This window comes from Porphyrobacter sp. LM 6 (genome assembly GCF_001720465.1).
In the GTDB taxonomy this organism is placed as follows: domain Bacteria; phylum Pseudomonadota; class Alphaproteobacteria; order Sphingomonadales; family Sphingomonadaceae; genus Erythrobacter.
Map to the genome: position 1 here is coordinate 2,247,755 of NZ_CP017113.1, position 16,000 is coordinate 2,263,754.

Annotated in this window: 20 protein-coding genes; 12 read left to right on the forward strand and 8 right to left on the reverse strand. The window is 64.3% G+C overall.

All coding sequences use genetic code 11. The features are described 5' to 3' along the window. A complete protein-coding gene (locus BG023_RS10780; RefSeq protein ID WP_069310458.1) occupies window positions 1-981 on the forward strand; it encodes an NADPH:quinone oxidoreductase family protein in 981 nt (326 codons plus the stop codon). 63 nt (window positions 982-1,044) lie between these two features. On the opposite strand, the gene BG023_RS10785 is transcribed toward BG023_RS10780, so the two are convergent. From BG023_RS10785 to BG023_RS10820, 8 genes are all read right to left on the reverse strand, one after another. Then, complete coding sequence (locus BG023_RS10785; RefSeq protein ID WP_069310459.1) at window positions 1,045-1,584, reverse strand: F0F1 ATP synthase subunit B family protein; 540 nt, start codon at window positions 1,582-1,584, stop codon at window positions 1,045-1,047. Next, entirely contained in the window at window positions 1,577-2,071 is a 495-nt protein-coding gene (locus tag BG023_RS10790) for a F0F1 ATP synthase subunit B family protein (RefSeq protein WP_069310460.1), read from the reverse strand. Before BG023_RS10790 ends, BG023_RS10785 begins: the two co-directional genes overlap by 8 nt. Window positions 2,072-2,150: 79 nt before the next feature. Beyond that, window positions 2,151-2,378, reverse strand: a complete 228-nt coding sequence (locus BG023_RS10795; RefSeq protein ID WP_069310461.1) for a F0F1 ATP synthase subunit C — start codon at window positions 2,376-2,378, stop codon at window positions 2,151-2,153. 50 nt (window positions 2,379-2,428) lie between these two features. Continuing rightward, window positions 2,429-3,187: a F0F1 ATP synthase subunit A gene (locus BG023_RS10800; RefSeq protein ID WP_069311269.1), complete on the reverse strand. Its 759-nt coding sequence runs from the start codon at window positions 3,185-3,187 to the stop codon at window positions 2,429-2,431. A 78-nt stretch (window positions 3,188-3,265) separates the two neighbouring features. Next, window positions 3,266-3,592, reverse strand: a complete 327-nt coding sequence (locus BG023_RS14565) for an AtpZ/AtpI family protein (protein ID WP_083234658.1) — start codon at window positions 3,590-3,592, stop codon at window positions 3,266-3,268. 168 nt (window positions 3,593-3,760) lie between these two features. Next, the gene (locus BG023_RS10810) at window positions 3,761-4,144 is read right to left on the reverse strand and encodes a YdbL family protein (protein WP_069310463.1); all 384 of its coding nucleotides are present in this window, start codon (window positions 4,142-4,144) and stop codon (window positions 3,761-3,763) included. A 57-nt stretch (window positions 4,145-4,201) separates the two neighbouring features. Then, window positions 4,202-4,480, reverse strand: a complete 279-nt coding sequence (locus BG023_RS15190) for a YnbE family lipoprotein (RefSeq protein ID WP_335673835.1) — start codon at window positions 4,478-4,480, stop codon at window positions 4,202-4,204. Continuing rightward, a complete protein-coding gene (locus BG023_RS10820; protein WP_190315759.1) occupies window positions 4,477-7,671 on the reverse strand; it encodes an intermembrane phospholipid transport protein YdbH family protein in 3,195 nt (1,064 codons plus the stop codon). Before BG023_RS10820 ends, BG023_RS15190 begins: the two co-directional genes overlap by 4 nt. Window positions 7,672-7,752: 81 nt before the next feature. Between BG023_RS10820 and radC the strand changes: the two genes are divergently transcribed. The 11 genes from radC to accD all read left to right on the forward strand — a co-directional run bounded on the left by radC (window position 7,753) and on the right by accD (window position 15,996). After that, entirely contained in the window at window positions 7,753-8,487 is a 735-nt protein-coding gene (gene radC / locus BG023_RS10825) for a RadC family protein (RefSeq protein ID WP_069310465.1), read from the forward strand. Window positions 8,488-8,567: 80 nt separating this feature from the next. Continuing rightward, window positions 8,568-9,242, forward strand: coding sequence for an aquaporin (locus BG023_RS10830; protein WP_069310466.1), 675 nt, complete (start codon window positions 8,568-8,570; stop codon window positions 9,240-9,242). Between the two features lie 83 nt (window positions 9,243-9,325). Further along, window positions 9,326-10,636: an adenylosuccinate lyase gene (gene purB, locus BG023_RS10835; protein WP_069311271.1), complete on the forward strand. Its 1,311-nt coding sequence runs from the start codon at window positions 9,326-9,328 to the stop codon at window positions 10,634-10,636. Between the two features lie 79 nt (window positions 10,637-10,715). Further along, on the forward strand, window positions 10,716-11,087 hold the full coding sequence (locus BG023_RS10840) for a DUF1049 domain-containing protein (protein WP_069310467.1): 372 nt from the start codon (window positions 10,716-10,718) through the stop codon (window positions 11,085-11,087). Continuing rightward, complete coding sequence (gene pyrF / locus BG023_RS10845) at window positions 11,084-11,758, forward strand: orotidine-5'-phosphate decarboxylase (protein ID WP_069310468.1); 675 nt, start codon at window positions 11,084-11,086, stop codon at window positions 11,756-11,758. Before BG023_RS10840 ends, pyrF begins: the two co-directional genes overlap by 4 nt. Beyond that, window positions 11,755-12,261, forward strand: a complete 507-nt coding sequence (locus BG023_RS10850; RefSeq protein WP_083234659.1) for a GNAT family N-acetyltransferase — start codon at window positions 11,755-11,757, stop codon at window positions 12,259-12,261. Before pyrF ends, BG023_RS10850 begins: the two co-directional genes overlap by 4 nt. 9 nt (window positions 12,262-12,270) lie before the next feature. Then, a complete protein-coding gene (locus BG023_RS10855) occupies window positions 12,271-12,900 on the forward strand; it encodes a phosphoribosylanthranilate isomerase (RefSeq protein ID WP_069310469.1) in 630 nt (209 codons plus the stop codon). Beyond that, the gene (gene trpB, locus BG023_RS10860; RefSeq protein WP_069310470.1) at window positions 12,897-14,111 is read left to right on the forward strand and encodes a tryptophan synthase subunit beta; all 1,215 of its coding nucleotides are present in this window, start codon (window positions 12,897-12,899) and stop codon (window positions 14,109-14,111) included. The genes BG023_RS10855 and trpB overlap by 4 nt, the downstream gene beginning before the upstream one ends. Beyond that, on the forward strand, window positions 14,108-14,353 hold the full coding sequence (locus tag BG023_RS10865; RefSeq protein WP_069310471.1) for a hypothetical protein: 246 nt from the start codon (window positions 14,108-14,110) through the stop codon (window positions 14,351-14,353). Before trpB ends, BG023_RS10865 begins: the two co-directional genes overlap by 4 nt. Next, window positions 14,350-15,135 carry a tryptophan synthase subunit alpha gene (gene trpA / locus BG023_RS10870; RefSeq protein ID WP_069310472.1) on the forward strand — a complete coding sequence of 262 codons (786 nt, stop codon included), beginning with the start codon at window positions 14,350-14,352 and terminating at the stop codon, window positions 15,133-15,135. Before BG023_RS10865 ends, trpA begins: the two co-directional genes overlap by 4 nt. Window positions 15,136-15,141: 6 nt before the next feature. Continuing rightward, window positions 15,142-15,996, forward strand: a complete 855-nt coding sequence (gene accD, locus BG023_RS10875) for an acetyl-CoA carboxylase, carboxyltransferase subunit beta (RefSeq protein ID WP_069310473.1) — start codon at window positions 15,142-15,144, stop codon at window positions 15,994-15,996. The last annotated feature ends 4 nt before the right edge of the window (window positions 15,997-16,000 follow it).

Genomic DNA, 16,000 nt, shown 5'->3' on the forward strand with positions numbered 1-16,000 from the left:
ATGCAGGCCCTTCGGGTCGAACGCCTGACTGGAGACTTGTCTGGCTTGGCGCTGGTCGACCTGCCGCTTCCAAACCGCGCGCCTGGCGAAGTCCTGGTCAAGGTCCGGGCGGCTTCGCTCAACTATCCCGACCTGCTGATGACCCGCGGTGAATACCAGTTCAAACCGCAGGTGCCCTTCACTAGCGGTCTGGAGTTCGCAGGTGAAGTGCTCGACGCCGATCCAGCCAGCGGGTTCGCGATCGGCGACCGGGTGATGGGCGGCAACAAGACCGGTGCCTTTGCCGAACTTGTCTGCGTGCCGGCGGACAAGCTTTCGCCGGTACCGGAGGGCATGGATTTCAATGCCGCCGCCGCGATGGGCGCGGCCTATTTGACGGCCTATACCGGGCTTGTCGAGTTGGGCGATCTGAAACCGGGCCAATGGGTGCTGGTGCACGGCGCGAGCGGCGGCGTGGGTCTTGCCGCCTGTGATCTAGCCCGGGCGCTGGGGGCCAAGGTGATTGCCACGACCGGAAGCCCCGACAAGCGCGAGCGGATCGCCACCCTCGCCCAGCCTGACGCGGTGCTGCTCGCCGAAGGTCGCTTCCGCGAGGCGGTGGAGAAGCTGACCGGTGGCCATCTGGCCGATATCGTATTCGATCCTGTGGGCGGCGATGTGTTTGACGAATCGACCCGCTGCGTCGCCTTTGGCGGCAAGCTGGCGGTGGTGGGCTTCACCTCAGGCAGGATAGCCGAAGTCTCCACCAACATACCGCTGATCAAGGGTTTCAGCATCATCGGCCTGCGCGCCGGTGAATATGCCCGCCGCTTTCCCGAGCGCGGAACGGCGATCAATGCCGTGACCAGGGAACTGGCTGAAGCAGGGCGCATCAATCCCGCGATCGACCGCACCTTGCCCCTGTCGCAATGGCGCGAGGGTTTCGAGGCGATGGCCCAACGAGAACTCGTGGGTAAGGTGGTGTTCCTACCCGGCGCGTAGCGCGCAAAAAAAGGGCGGCCTCGTTGGACCGCCCCCCTCTCCGTAACCGGAAAAATGTAGTGATTAGAGCGAGGCAATTACCTCGTCGGCGAGCGTCTTGTCGGCCTTCTGGTCATGGCGCTCGGCAATCAACTTACGCGACGCGACGGCAGCGGCGGTCACAGCGCGTGCCTTGACGTCGGCGATGGCCGCACGTTCAGCAGCAGCGATCTTCTCTTCCGCCATTCGCTGACGGCGCTTTACCATCTCTGCGCTGTCGGCTTCAGCCTTGGCGAGAATAGCGTCAGCTTCCTCGGTGGCGCTTTCCATCAATCGGCCAGCATCGGCTTCGGCGCTGGCGATCTTGGCGGCATATTCGTCGCGAAGGGCCTCGGCCTCGGCGCGCAGGGCCTTGGCCTCTTCCAGCTGCTGGCGGATCTCCGCGATCCGTGCATCAAGCCCGGCAGCGATCGTCTTGTGAACCTTGGCACCAACGAATGCGATCAACAGAAGCACCGCCATCGCGAGCGAGACCCACTGGAACGGCACGAGGCCGAGCAGCTCAGGCTCGCTGTGCGTGGCCCCTACTTCGGCGCTGGTGTGGGCTTGGGGCGTATCAGCCATGGGCAAGAGCCTCCTTCACTGCCTTGCTCGCTGCGGCCGCATCAACAGCGGTCCCGGCCAGCTTGGCAACGATGTCGCGGGTCGCATCGGCAGCGACATTTTCGATTTCGGTCATCGCGCTGCTGCGGGCAGCGGCAATGTCAGCCTCGGCCGCAGCAAGCTTGGCATCAAGCTTGTCCTGCGCCTTGGCGAGCGTCTTGGCAGATTTGTCAGCAGCCTTAGCCTTGGCCTTGGCAATGATTGCCTGGGCTTGCGAACGGTTGTCGTTCTCGGCCTTGCGCCACGCTGCTTCCTGCGCATCGGCTGCATCGCGCGCGGCCTTAGCCGCAGCGAGATCACCGGCGATCTGCTGGTCACGTAACGCGACCGTGCCCATCACCTGGGGCACCATACCCCGTCCGATAACGAAGAAGGTAATGCCGAAAAAGATCAGCAGCCAGAAGATCTGGCTGGAATAAGTTTCGGCAAGCTGGGCTATCTGAGGCATGCGCGCTGGGTCCGCCGATGACGAATTGATGAGGTCACCGGGGCCGGACGGTCTTGCCGCGGCCCCGGTGAAGCAGGTGTTAGGCGACGAAGATCAGGATCATCGCGACGACGAACGCCAGCAGGCCGAGAAGTTCGGCTGCGGCGAAGCCGATGAACAGACGGCCCTGCTGGCCGTCTGCAGCACCCGGATTGCGCAGAGCGCTTTCGAGGAACGAACCGAACACGTTACCCACGCCGATCGCCGCCATGCCGGCACCGATCGCTGCGAGGCCTGCGCCGACGAGCTTGGCTGCTTCAGGATCCATTTTTAAAACTCCTTTGGGAAATAAAGAATTGAAAGGGAAAGTTGAAAAACTCAGTGAAGGTTCTCGGCATCGTTGATGTACAGCGACGCAAGGAGAGCAAAGACGTAGGCCTGAATACCGGCCACCAGAATTTCGAGCGCGCAAATGGCGACCATCAGAAGGAAGCTCGGGATGCCGACCAGCAGACCAAAATGTGCCCCGGCGTTCCAGCCGCCGATCACGAAGCTCGACAGCACTTCCAGCAGAACGTGTCCGGCCATCATCGCAACAAACAGTCGCAGACCAAGGCTGAAGGGACGGACAAGGAAGCTCACCAGCTCGATCAGGAAGATTAGCGGGATCATGACCAGCGGCGTGCCGTGGGGCACAAACAGGCTGAAGAAATGGAGGCCGTGCTTCCAGAACCCGACAGCCAGCACGATCGAGAAGGTCAGGATCGCCAATGCGCCGGTGACCGTGAAGTGGCTGGTGAAGGTGAACGGATGAACGCCGACAAGACCAAAGGGCATGAGGCCCAGCAAGTTGGCGAACAGAATGAACATGAAGATGCTGAAGATGTAAGGCACATACTTGCGCCCCGCCTTGCCGACGTTGGCTTCCAGCATGTCGTCGATGAAGCCGGTGAAGCTTTCCACCGCCATCTGCCAGCGACCGGGGACAAGCTCCCGCTTCATACCGCCAGCGACGAACACCCACAGTACCACAACCGTGATTGCCATCCACAGCGCGGAGTTGGTGAACGCGATGTTGTAACCCGCCACTTCCCAGTTCGCCGAGCCGAACATCGGCTCGATGGTGAACTGGTGCATCGGATCGACTTTGCCCTGTTCGGCTGCCACGATCGCTTGATCCCTGATACCTATAAGAAACGCGCCCCGATGGCGGACCTAATCAAGGTCCTCGGGGCGTGTGTTCGCCGCACGAAAAACGTTTCTGAAGGCGACTCCGATCCCGAGGAACAGGCCAACCAACAGTCCCCACGGCGTGGTGCCGGCAAGAGCATCAATCGCCCAACCAACAACAGCACCACCGAGAATCCCTCCGAGGAGATCCGCCAGCACCCGGTTGCCAGTGCGATAATTCGCATCGACACCGTGCACCTTTGGCCGGCTGCGCTGTTCTTCCCGCTCGGTCGCAGCTTTTAGCCGTCGTTCGAGCGCGTCGATCCGCGCATCCTCAGGTATGGAGTCTCGGGCGGGTTTCTCGTCGCTCATGCCATGCTCCTTCCAAGGAACGACAGGACACGCGCGTCGAGGTGCCCGCCGAGGGCGCCGCCCCCATAGAAGGGGGCTAGATGGGTGTCAACATCGTGGGGTGCTTGTTTGTGCAACTGCGAAGAGTGATCCGCCTGATCGCCTCGCTTTGAGCACAACGCAAGACAATTAAGGACAGCGCGCGTCGCGGATCGGAGCCGCGCTGGTTCGGGTCTGCCAACTGCCATCGGGCGCGCGATATTTTTCGCCGGGCACCGTGCGGGCGATTGCCTGGCATCCGGCGGTCAGGGCGTAAGCCTCAAGCGTCGCGTTGTTTTCCTTGGCCTTTTCAGCATAGACTGCACGACGCTTGATATTGATGTCGTCGACCAAGCGCTGCAACACCGGGTCAGAGCCGCCCACGATACCAAGATAGCCGTCGGGCTGTTCGCCCACTTTTCCCGCCTCGCGCGCGGCGGCGTAGGCGGGATCGCGCTGGGCCATGGCCGCTCCTGCACCCAGACCGAACACCGCCAGTGCGGCGATCGCGGCAAAAGCTGAACTGCGCATCATTATTCCTCCTCAGGGAAACGGGATCGGTCGGGCCTCACGTAGCGAGCCGGTAGACCGTCAGAAAATATCCGCGTTCTCGTCAATCGTGTTGGCCGCGTCTTCCGCGAGCCGGTAAATCACTTCCTGCCGGATGTTGATGTTGAGCTCGATCACGATCGGTTTTTCCGGGGCAGCAATATTGATGCAGCCGCCCAGTCCTGCCGAAAGGATCACCGCCCCTGCCATCATGGCCCGGCGCCAGTCCTTGGTGTGCCGCCCCATTGCCGCTGCCCTTTCCCCGTTTATGCCGGGCGGTGTGGCAGCGCCGCTTGGCGCGGTCAATTCATGGTGCTTCATGGCTGGCTTTCGCTTTCAGGAGGTTGAACGGATTGGTCGGGGGGAGGATTGCGACGCACCGGCACGAACCGGCCATTTTCCGCCTTAAGCAGCCCTTTGTCGACCGGATTGCCGAGGTAATCGGCATCCCAGAACGAGCGAACCATCGTGGCCAACTCGTAGAAATTTTCCGACCGCACATTGACCTTGAACCGGATCGGCAACTTGGCGAGGCGGCGGGTGACGAAGTTCTGGCTAGTGCCTGCGCCCTGCCGCACGCCGTCGAAATCGAAATTGGTGATAATCTCTCCGGCCAGATCACCGCTGAGGCCAACGCTCATCTGCCGGTAATCGAGTGAACGCAGCGCCTCGAAGGCATAATTGCCCATGGTACCGAGGTCCTCGTAGGTCAGCTCGCCGATATAGGCGACATTGCCGCCGCCCGCACGGCTGAGCAGCAGTCCGCCTTCGATCCGGCCATTGCCGTCCTTGTCGAACACGATCGGCACCGTGCCGTCGAACACTCCGGTGGCGCTGAGATTGGTCAATTCCATCTGTGTGACGAATGTTGCAGCATCGAGACCCGTTATTTCGAACACGTAGTGGCGCTCTTCAGGCTGGGAGAAATCCATCACCAGCGGACGCATATCGAGCGTTCCTCCCATGAACGGGAAACGCGCATCCTCAAGACTGAGGAACCTCCCCTCGCTGACCTCGAAACGAACGGTGCCGTCGGTCACTTCGATGCCGGGGTTGATCGCAGCGATACGCACGATCTGATCGGGCGCGGTGGTGAGGTTCAGGAGGTCGGTGAAGACAACCTCGCCCGCCAGTCCGCGCACAGGACCAAAGGCGGCAGCGAAATCGAGGCCATTGGAGCGGAATCTGCCGCTGCTCGTCACCGCATCGCCGCGCCAGTCAATCTGTCCCGATCCGGTCACCGCCCCATCGGCAAAGGCGATCACGCCCTTGGCGAGATAGGACAGGTCTTCGGGTTGCAATTGCTCATCGAAGGCGAGATCGGGAACGGAAAAATGCGCTTGCCCGACCGCGCCGTCGAGATCGTGACGAATCCTAACATCAGCAACCGCTCGGCCGGAACCTGGATGGCGCAAGATGGCATCGGCGGTAATGGCATTGTTGGCCAAAGTGAGGTTTGCCCCCCGTGCTGCCAGCGGACGGAAACGCGCTGCACCTCCCGCCGCCGGGCGATCGCTCAGCACGAAAGCCGTCTCGCCGATCTGCAGCGCACCCTCGGCAAAGCTCCAGCGCCCGGCGATATCGCCAAGAACCAGCGGAACCGCGTCCAACTGCGCCGTGCCTCCCTCAAAAGCACCGGAGAGCCCGTCCTGGAAACTCCCGGTGAGACTGGCGGCAAACAGGCGTGCCTCGCTCCCCTCGGCACCGATGCGCGCTGTCAGACCATCGACGGCGAAAGGCGCGGGATAGCGCAGCCGCAGGGAATCGGCGGCAATCGTCGCCGGACTTTCGCCCAACGTGCCAACAAGCCGCAGCGCTCCGGAACGCGCGGCAAGCGTCAGGCCATCGCGATATCGCACCATTGCGCCATTGCCTTCGGGGCACAGCGTGATGTTCTGACGGCGTAGCGCTAGCCCACCCAATTCCAGACTGGAAAGGCTCAGCGGCAGGCACCGCGTGCCCGCCAACAGCCCGCGCGCATTGGACCACGCGCCTTCGACCGGTATGGCGAGATTATTGACTCTGCCGCCCGGAATCTCCCCGCTGGCGGTTGCCACCCCGTCGAACCGGATGCCCCCGCCCGGTAACTGCCGCAGCGAGAGGCGCGGAATCGCCATGCGGTTCCCACCGGCGGAGTATTCGGCCATCGCCAGTCGCAGAGCCCAGGCGCCACCTGGCTCCTGTTCCATCCGGCCATTGATCTGCGGCACGCCCGCCCCACCCGCGATGACATTACCTCTAAGGCCAGTGATGCCTGCAGCACCGAGCGAGCCGCTGACCTGCGAAAGCGCCAGCACCCGCTGTCCCCCGCGGCTCATAACATTCGCCTCGGGAATGATCAGCGCCACCTCGCTTCCCTTGTGGCGGATGATCCCATTGGCGGTGACGTCCGCGCCGGTTAGCGCGCGGGTGAAGTTGCCTCGCGCCTGTGACAGGAGCGGGGCTAGCAGCGTACCCTCCAGCCCGCGTTCGGCTTTGACGAGACTCGCGGCAAGGTCGTCCGCTGGAGCGAGACCACGCGCGCGCAGTTGCCCGTCCCATTGTCCGCGCTCCGCCGTCAGCGCCCCGCGCCACGCGCCCTCCGCTTCGATCCGGGCGATACGCCCCTGCGGCGCGGCGATATCGGAGAGAGACAGATCGTGCGCCAGCACCAAGCCCTCATCGCGCCACGTCAGTCCGGCGCTACCTGCAACCTTGGCAGCGATGGTCTCGCCAAAGCGCAACTTCTGCCCACCGACCCGGAAGGCGCCATCAGCGCCCGAGAAATCGCGCGCCAGAGTTAACTCGGTGCCGGTAGCGGCCGTGGCCAGCCGCGCAGTTCCACAGGCCAGATTTCCGATCCGCAGCGGCCCGTCGAGCCGCGCGGCACCGTCCTTGGTCGTGAGTTTGCCATAAAGTGTCGCGCGCTCGACGCGGCAGCTGTCGACCCCGACCCCCGGCGCGGTGGCAGCTAGCGTGCCGTCAAAGCCATCGTCGAGCCGCCCAGCCCCTTCGAGCGCGAGTCCGACGGCGCCAAATTCGCTTTCGACAAGTGCTCGCCCGTCGCGGATTATCAGATCAATGGCAGGAAGTGCGGGAGGCTCGGCGCTATCGGTGAAAATCAGAGGATCGAGTGCGCCGAGGCTGAAACGCCCTCCACGATAGCTGCCGAAAGCGCGCGCGCCCTCCACCGTCACGCGCCGCAGTTCTGGCCCCGCCCAGCCTACGCCAAGCGCGACCACCATACGCCGCACCGTCAGGTCAGGCCGCGCCGGATCGCCGACCACGAGGTTTTCAATCACCTGCTCGCGCGGGCCGATGGCGACGATATCGTAAGTGGCCGGAACACCGTTGCGGTCGAGATAATCGTCGATCACGTCGCCCGCGATACGCTCGCGGCTCATCCACGTCACGCTGCCCGCGACGAGTGCAGCGACTGCCGCGCCGGTTGCGATTCGGGTACGCCAGCGACGCGGCCAGAACCGCCGCTTGCCGCCGTCTTGCGGCCTCTCCATCTGCTGCTCGTCTGCCACCGGCATTGCGTCCAACCCTTGCGCGCATCATCGCGCAAAGGCAATGAGGCTTGAGGAACAACGGTTTTCGAAGGGGTCGCATTGCCCGAAGCTGAAGACGGTTTCGATTTTGGAGCCGACACGCCGAACCGATCCGATGCCGGAAAGACGGCGGGCGCGGGTCATCGCGCGCGTCTACGCGTGAGACTGCTAACCGGCGGCGCAGAGGCGCTGGCCGATTACGAAGTGCTCGAATACCTGCTGTTCGCGGCGATCAAGCAGGGCGATACCAAGCCGCTGGCAAAAGCCCTCATTGCGCAATTCGGCAGCCTTGCAGGCGTGCTCAACGCCGATCCCAAGGCGCTCCAGCGGGTCAAGGGCGTGGGCGAGACCAGCGCTGCGGCACTTAAGGCCGTCGCCATTGCCTCGCGCCGGATGACGCGCGGGGAGATCAGCAAGAAACCGGTGCTCAGCAGTTGGCAGGCGCTGATCGACTACCTTACCACTGACATGGCACACCTCACGGTCGAACGCGTCCGTATCCTCTATCTCGACACCAAGAACCGCCTGATCGAGGATCACCACCTTGGTGATGGATCGATCGACGAGGCAGCGATCCACCCTCGCGAGGTGATCCGCCGGGCGATGGACGTTGGCGCGAGCGCGATGATTCTCGTCCACAACCACCCCTCCGGATCGCCCGAACCCAGCCGCGCCGACATCCAGATCACCCAGCGGATAGCCGAGGCCGGACGGCTGCTCGGCGTCACTGTCCACGATCACGTCATAATCGGGCGCGAGGGGCATACATCGCTGCGGACAAAAGGTCTGATCTAGCGCCTTGCACCGGCCAAAATCCGCGGATAGCGCCGCAACATCGGTCAAGGTGGGGCCGAGCAAACGGGGAAAAGGTCCACATGGCGAACGCAACCGCACACCGATTGGCGGCCGAAGCGCTCGGCACGTCCATACTCGTGGCGACCGTGGTCGGATCGGGAATAATGGTCGAGAACCTGGCAGGCGGAAACGTTGCCCTTGCGCTGCTTGCCAACACAATCGCCACGGGCGCGATCCTCTATGTGCTGATCACGATCTTCGGCCCCGTATCGGGCGCGCATTTCAATCCGGTGGTGAGCCTGGTGTTCACCATGCGCCGCGAACTGGGGGTGAGCCAATTGGCGGCCTACACGCTGGCGCAGTTTGCCGGAGGAGTCGCCGGAACGTGGCTGGCCCATGCGATGTTCGAGCTGCCGATCCTGCAATTGTCAGCGCATATCCGCACTGGCCCTGCCCAATGGCTGTCCGAAGCGGTTGCGACCTATGCGCTGGTATTGACCATTCTTGGCACTGTGCGCGCAAGACCCGAAGCGGTGCCCGTGAGCGTCGCGCTGGTGATCGTGGCGGGCTACTGGTTCACCGCCTCGACGTCTTTCGCCAACCCGGCGGTGACTATGGCGCGCGCCTTTTCGGATACCTTCGCTGGTATTGCCCCTGCCAATGCGCCGCACTTCTTCGCCGCGCAGATCATCGGGGGCCTGAGCGCATGGCTGATGGCCGAGCGCGTTTTCGGCTGGCGCAGGGACGCCGCCTAGTCCCCGGTTTGGGGCGCTGCCCGCTTGCGTTCGGAGAGCCATCGCCCTAGCGCGTGCGCCAATCTGACAACTGGAGCCGTCCGATGGTCCCCCGCTACGCTCGCCCTGCCATGACCGCCCTTTGGGAGCCGGAAGCGAAGTATCGCATCTGGTTCGAGATCGAGGCGCACGCGACCCAGAAGCTCGCCGATCTCGGCGTCGTGCCGCAGAGCGCGGCAAAGGCGCTGTGGGACTGGTGGGCGACCAATCCCGTGATCGATGTTGCCGCGATCGACGCGATTGAGGCCGTGACCAAGCACGACGTTATCGCCTTCCTCGATTGGGTCGCCCAGCAGGTCGGCGAGGAAGCCCGCTTCATGCATCAGGGCATGACCAGCTCAGACGTGCTCGACACGACGCTGTCGGTGCAGCTTGCGCGCGCGACCGACATGCTGCTCGAAGACATGGACGGCCTTCTGGCCGCGATCCGCACCCGCGCCGAAGAGCACAAGTACACCCCCACCATCGGGCGCAGTCACGGCATCCATGCCGAGCCGGTCACCTTCGGCCTCAAGCTTGCGCAGGCCTATGCCGAGTTCGACCGCTGCCGTGCGCGGCTGGTCGCGGCCCGTGCGGAAATCGCCACCTGCGCAATCTCGGGCGCGGTCGGCACCTTCGCCAACGTCGATCCGCAGGTCGAGGCTTATGTCGCGGAACAGCTCGGCCTCGCCATCGAGCCAGTCTCGACGCAGGTGATCCCGCGCGATCGCCACGCGATGTATTTCGCCACGCTCGCGGTGGTCGCCGGCAGCATCGAGCGCCTGGCCATCGAAATCCGCCATCTGCAACGCACCGAGGTGCTGGAGGCCGAGGAGTATTTTTCGCCTGGCCAGAAGGGCTCCTCGGCCATGCCGCACAAGCGCAACCCGATTCTGACCGAGAACCTCACCGGACAGGCGCGCATGATCCGCGCCTATGCTCTGCCCGCACTCGAGAACGTCGCCCTCTGGCACGAGCGCGATATCTCGCACTCCTCGGTTGAACGCTTCATCGGGCCTGATGCCACAATCACGCTCGACTTCGCGCTGGCGCGACTGACCGGCGTGGTCGAAAAGCTGCTAGTCTATCCCGAGCGGATGGAGAAAAACCTCAACCGCATGGGCGGCCTCATTCATTCACAGCGCGTACTGCTGGCGTTGACTCAGGCCGGCCTGACCCGCGACGATGCCTACCGGCTGGTGCAGCGCAACGCGATGAAGGTGTGGGAATCGGATGGCGCGCTGTCGCTGCTCGATCTGCTCAAGGCCGATCCCGATGTAACTGCTGCGCTCTCGCCTGCCGAACTCGAAGAGAAGTTCGATCTCGCCTACCACTTCAAGCATGTCGACACGATCTTTGCGCGGGTGTTCGGCTGAGCACGGCAGCGGCGCTGGACATGGCAGGCGAATCGCCTAGGTTTTGCCGGTCCAGCGGCCAAAAGGAGGCAATGCGCCTGTGAGGATCCTTCGCACCATCATCTGGGTTTTTGTGCTGTTCGGGTTCCTGATCTTCGCGATCTATAACTGGCAGCCTGTCGAACTGACCCTGTGGCAAAATCTGGTGCTGGAAACCAAGCTGCCGGTGCTGGCGGTGCTCGCGTTCCTGATCGGGTTCGTGCCGATGTGGGCCTACCATCGCAGCATTGCGTGGGGCCTGAACCGCCGCATCCGTGCACTCGAGAATTCGCTCAAACACACAGCGCTGGCCCGTCAGGCTGACGTTGGAACGATGTCTGCGGATACGCCTGTGGATAAGCCCGGGAAAAGCATGGGAGAAGCCGCCGATCCGCTCTCCCCAGCGGACAGAGATGGAGGCAGCGGCAAGTGAGCAACCCGATCTATCTCGCCCTCGATGTGCCGCAGCTGGAGCCGGCCAAGGCGCTCGTCAGCAAGGTCAAGGCGCATATTGGCGGGGTCAAGCTCGGCCTGGAATTCTTCTGCGCGCACGGCGCGCACGGGGTCCACGAGATCGCGCATCTGGGCTTGCCGATCTTCCTCGACCTCAAGTTCCACGATATTCCCAACACCGTCGCCGCCGCGATGCAGGCGATCCACGTCTACGAACCCGCGATCGTCACCATCCATGCCAGCGGCGGGCGGGCGATGATGGAGGATGCCAAGGCCGCCGCCGCCAACGGCACCAAGGTCGTCGCGGTGACGATGCTCACCAGCCTCGATGCGAACGACCTCACCGCTACCGGCGTCTATGGCAGCGCCGAGACACAGGTGATGCGCCTTGCCGAGCTGGCCCATTCGGCGGGCCTCGATGGGATCGTCTGCTCGGGTCAGGAAGTCGGCATGGTGAGGAAGGCGTGGAAGGACGGCTTCTTCGTCGTCCCCGGGATCCGCCCCGCTGGCGGCGGAACCGGCGACCAGAAGCGCGTCGTCACCCCGCGTCAGGCCCGCGACAATGGCGCGAGCGTGCTCGTGATCGGCCGCCCGATCAGCCGTGCGGAAGACCCGGCTGCCGCCGCAAGGGCTATCGAGGCGACACTTTGATCCGCATCGATGTTGCATCCCCGTTGGATGCTCCTGCGCTCAAGGCCCTGCTCGAAACCGCCTATCGGGGCGATTCGGCACGGCAGGGGTGGAACCACGAGGCCGATATCCTCGACGATGAGCGGATCGGGCGCGAGGAGCTCGAGGCGCTCCTCTCCGACGCGGCGGTAACAATCCTAACCGCGCGCGATGGCGACGCATTGATCGGCTGCGTGGCCGTGACACGCAAGGATGCCAGCCTCGGCTATCTCGGCATGCTCTGTGTCCAGCCCGATCTGCAATCGGCAGGCCTCGGGCGAAAGCTACTCGATGCAGCGGAGGATCATGCCAGCGCGCTCGGTCTGTCGGCGATGGAGATGACAGTGATCGACAGCCGCGCGTCGCTGATCGCGTGGTACGAACGGCGCGGCTATGCCTTCACCGGGGAGCGCCGACCCTTCCCTGTGCTGCGCGATCCGCCGGTCAATTTCGTGGTGCTGGAAAAGCCGCTCCGGGCCGCCTAGGGACGGGTCATGGCCACCCTCGTCAAGATCTGCGGACTTTCAACGCCCGATACGCTCGCGGCGGCGATCCGTGCGGGAGCAAGCCATGTCGGCTTTGTCCACTTCGCCAAGAGCCCCCGCCACCTTGCACTGACCGAAGCGGCAAAGCTGCGCGCGCTCGCGCCCTCGCACGTCAAGGCGGTGCTGCTGCTGGTAAACCCTTCGCCTGATCTTCTGGCCGAAGCCGTGCGCGTAGTGCACCCCGACGTCGTGCAATTCCACGGCGCCGAAACCCCCGAAGCCCTTGCGCGCTTCCGCGCCGACACCGGCATCGAGGCATGGCGCGCGCTGGGCGTGAAAGACGCCTCGGCGCTTGATGATGCCAAGCGTTTCCACGGCGCGGCGGACCGCCTGCTGCTCGATGCCCCGGCTTCGGGCCTTCCGGGCGGCAACGGTGCGGCGTTCGACTGGAGCCTGCTCGCTCACTGGCAGGCACCGGTTCCCTGGGGCCTGGCGGGCGGGCTCACCCCTGCCAACGTCACCGAAGCGATCCGCATAACCCGCGCCCCGCTCGTGGATACTTCTTCGGGTGTCGAGCGTTCCCCCGGTATCAAGGACGTGGACAAGATCACTGCCTTCTGCAAAGCGGCCCTCATATGAACACCCCTCTCAACTCCTTCCGCACCCAGCCTGACGAACGTGGGCATTTCGGCCAGTTCGGCGGTCGCTATGTCGCCGAGACGCTGATGCCGCTGGTGCTCGATCTCGAGCGCGAATACCGCAAGGCGCAGGCCGATCCTGCATTTCAGGCCGAGTTCGACGATCTGCTCGAACATTACGTCGGCCGCCCCAGCCCGCTCTATTTCGCGCCGCGCCTCACCGAGGAACTGGGCGGCGCGCAGGTGTGGTTCAAGCGCGACGAGCTCAATCACACCGGCGCGCACAAGATCAACAATTGCATCGGCCAGATCCTGCTCGCGATCCGCATGGGCAAGACCCGCATCATCGCCGAGACTGGCGCGGGCCAGCACGGGGTGGCGACCGCGACGGTCTGCGCGCGCTTCGGCCTGCCTTGCGTGATCTACATGGGCGCCGAGGACGTTAAGCGGCAGTCGCCCAACGTGTTCCGGATGAAGCTGCTGGGGGCCGAGGTCGTGCCCGTCACCAGCGGCGGGGCGACGCTTAAGGACGCGATGAACGAGGGCCTGCGCGACTGGGTCGCTAACGTCCACGACACCTTCTACATCATCGGCACGGCGGCCGGCCCGCATCCCTATCCCGAGATGGTGCGCAACTTCCAGAGCGTGATCGGCAAGGAAGCCCGCGCCCAGATGCTCGCCCGCACCGGACGCCTGCCCGATCTGCTGGTCGCCGCGATCGGCGGCGGATCGAACGCGCTGGGGCTGTTCCATCCCTTCCTCGATGATCCGTCGGTAAAAATGCTCGGCGTCGAAGCGGCGGGCCACGGCCTCGACGGTGACGAACACGCCGCGAGCCTGCTCGGCGGATCGCCCGGCGTGCTCCACGGCAACCGCACCTACCTGCTGCAAGACGAGGACGGCCAGATAACCGAAGGCCACTCGATCAGCGCCGGCCTGGACTACCCCGGCATCGGCCCCGAGCACGCGTGGCTGAAGGAAAGCGGCCGCGTCGATTACACCGCCGTCACGGACGAAGAGGCGCTGGACGCCTTCCAACTGCTGTGCGCGACCGAGGGCATCATTCCGGCCTTGGAACCCTCGCACGCCATCGCAGCGGTGAAGAAGGTCGCGCCGACCATGCCGAAGGACAGCATCATCCTCGCCAACCTGTGCGGGCGCGGCGACAAGGACATCTTCACCGTGGCGGAGCGTCTGGGGGTGGAGCTTTGAGCGAAGGCGGAAAGCAATACCTTCAGGACCAGCTCATCGGCTGGCGGCGAAATGATCCTTGGGAAGCTTCACAACGCTTCTTCGTCGTTTTCGGCGTCGCGATGCTTGGTTACGTCGCCTGGGACTGGGTGGCGCGCGAAGAGATCAGATATGACCGCGCCTTCTGGCTTAGCCTCGCCTTCGCAACCGCCTTTGCTGCCTGTTCCATGATTTTCAAGATTAGGCCTGTTTTCCGCAAATGACCCGCTTCACCACCACCTTCGCCCAGCCCCGCCCCGCGCTCGTCTGCTTCATCACCGCAGGCGATGGCGACACCGCGGCCAATCTCGATGCGCTGGTGGAAGCCGGTGCGGACGTGATCGAACTGGGCATGCCCTTCACCGATCCGATGGCTGACGGCCCTGCGATCCAGGCGGGGAACCTGCGCTCGCTCGGAGCGGGGACGACCACGGCGGACGTGCTGCGCTACGCCGCCGACTTCCGCGACCGGCACCCCGATGTGCCGCTGGTGCTGATGGGCTATGCCAACCCGATGGTGCGCCGCGGGCCGGAATGGTTCGCCGAGGCAGCTGCGGCCGCCGGCGTCGACGGCGTCATCTGCGTCGACATCCCGCCCGAGGAGGACGACGCGCTCGGCCCGGCGCTGCGCGCCAAGGGCATCGCCCCAATCCGCCTCGCCACGCCGACGACCGACGCCGCGCGTCTGCCGCAGGTTCTCGCAGGGTCGGAAGGGTTCCTATACTACGTCTCGGTCGCGGGGATCACCGGCAAGCAGCAGGCGCAGATAGCCAGCATCGAAGACAACGTCGCGCGCATCAAGCAATCGACCGACCTGCCCGTCGCGGTCGGCTTCGGCGTGCGCACGCCCGAGCAGGCGGCTGAGATCGCCAAGGTGGCCGACGGCGTGGTGGTCGGCTCGGCGCTGGTGGAAATCTGCGGCGAGTATGGCGTCGCGGCGCCGGCCAAGCTAAAGGAACTCACTTCGGCTCTCGCACAAGCGGTCCATACCGCCCGACAGGACTAAAGCTGCATGAACTGGTTCACCCGTGTCCGCAATTCGCTCGGTTTTTCGGCCGACAAGAAGTCCACGACCGAGAAGGACCTGTGGATCAAGTGTCCCTCGTGCCAAGAAATGCTGTTCGTCGCCGAGTACGAAGAGAACCTCAGCGTCTGCCCGAAGTGCGAGCATCATGGGCGGATCGGGGCCGATGCGCGCCTTTCGCTGCTGCTCGATCCGGGCTTTGAAGTCCTGCCGCTGCCCAAGGTCACCGAAGATCCGCTGCAGTTCAAGGATACCAAGAAGTACACCGACCGCCTCAAGGCGGCGCGCGCGGCCAACCCGCACGAAGATGCCTTCGTGGCCGGTTCGGGCACGATCGACGCGATTCCCGCAGTGGTGGGCGTGCAGGATTTTAGCTTCATGGGCGGCTCGATGGGCATGGCCGTGGGGCAGGCGTTCTGCGAGGGGGCGCAGAAGGCGCTTGATCGCAGCTGCGCCTATGTCGTGGTGACCGCTGCGGGCGGTGCGCGGATGCAGGAGGGGATCCTCTCGCTCATGCAGATGCCCCGCGCGACGGTGATGACCAGGCGGCTCAAGAACGCCGGGCTCCCCTACATCGTCGTGCTGACCGATCCGACCACCGGCGGGGTGACGGCGAGCTATGCGATGCTCGGTGACGTCCACATTGCCGAACCGGGCGCACTCATCGGCTTTGCCGGCCAGCGCGTGATCCAGGACACGATCCGCGAGCAGCTGCCCGAAGGCTTCCAGCGCGCCGAGTATCTCCACAAGCACGGCATGGTCGACATGGTCGTGCCGCGCCGCGAGCTGAAGGCGACGCTAGCACAGGTGCTCGACTATCTCGCTCCGGTGAAGGCGGCGTAACGCA

Coding starts and splice junctions, on each gene's coding strand:
- BG023_RS10780 (WP_069310458.1), top strand. CDS start 1: ATGCAGGCCCTTCGGGTCGAACGCCTGACTGGAGACTTGTCTGGCTTG.
- BG023_RS10785 (WP_069310459.1), bottom strand. CDS start 1,584: ATGGCTGATACGCCCCAAGCCCACACCAGCGCCGAAGTAGGGGCCACG.
- BG023_RS10790 (WP_069310460.1), bottom strand. CDS start 2,071: ATGCCTCAGATAGCCCAGCTTGCCGAAACTTATTCCAGCCAGATCTTC.
- BG023_RS10795 (WP_069310461.1), bottom strand. CDS start 2,378: ATGGATCCTGAAGCAGCCAAGCTCGTCGGCGCAGGCCTCGCAGCGATC.
- BG023_RS10800 (WP_069311269.1), bottom strand. CDS start 3,187: ATGCACCAGTTCACCATCGAGCCGATGTTCGGCTCGGCGAACTGGGAA.
- BG023_RS14565 (WP_083234658.1), bottom strand. CDS start 3,592: ATGAGCGACGAGAAACCCGCCCGAGACTCCATACCTGAGGATGCGCGG.
- BG023_RS10810 (WP_069310463.1), bottom strand. CDS start 4,144: ATGATGCGCAGTTCAGCTTTTGCCGCGATCGCCGCACTGGCGGTGTTC.
- BG023_RS15190 (WP_335673835.1), bottom strand. CDS start 4,480: ATGAAGCACCATGAATTGACCGCGCCAAGCGGCGCTGCCACACCGCCC.
- BG023_RS10830 (WP_069310466.1), top strand. CDS start 8,568: ATGGCGAACGCAACCGCACACCGATTGGCGGCCGAAGCGCTCGGCACG.
- purB (WP_069311271.1), top strand. CDS start 9,326: ATGGTCCCCCGCTACGCTCGCCCTGCCATGACCGCCCTTTGGGAGCCG.
- BG023_RS10855 (WP_069310469.1), top strand. CDS start 12,271: ATGGCCACCCTCGTCAAGATCTGCGGACTTTCAACGCCCGATACGCTC.
- trpB (WP_069310470.1), top strand. CDS start 12,897: ATGAACACCCCTCTCAACTCCTTCCGCACCCAGCCTGACGAACGTGGG.
- trpA (WP_069310472.1), top strand. CDS start 14,350: ATGACCCGCTTCACCACCACCTTCGCCCAGCCCCGCCCCGCGCTCGTC.
- accD (WP_069310473.1), top strand. CDS start 15,142: ATGAACTGGTTCACCCGTGTCCGCAATTCGCTCGGTTTTTCGGCCGAC.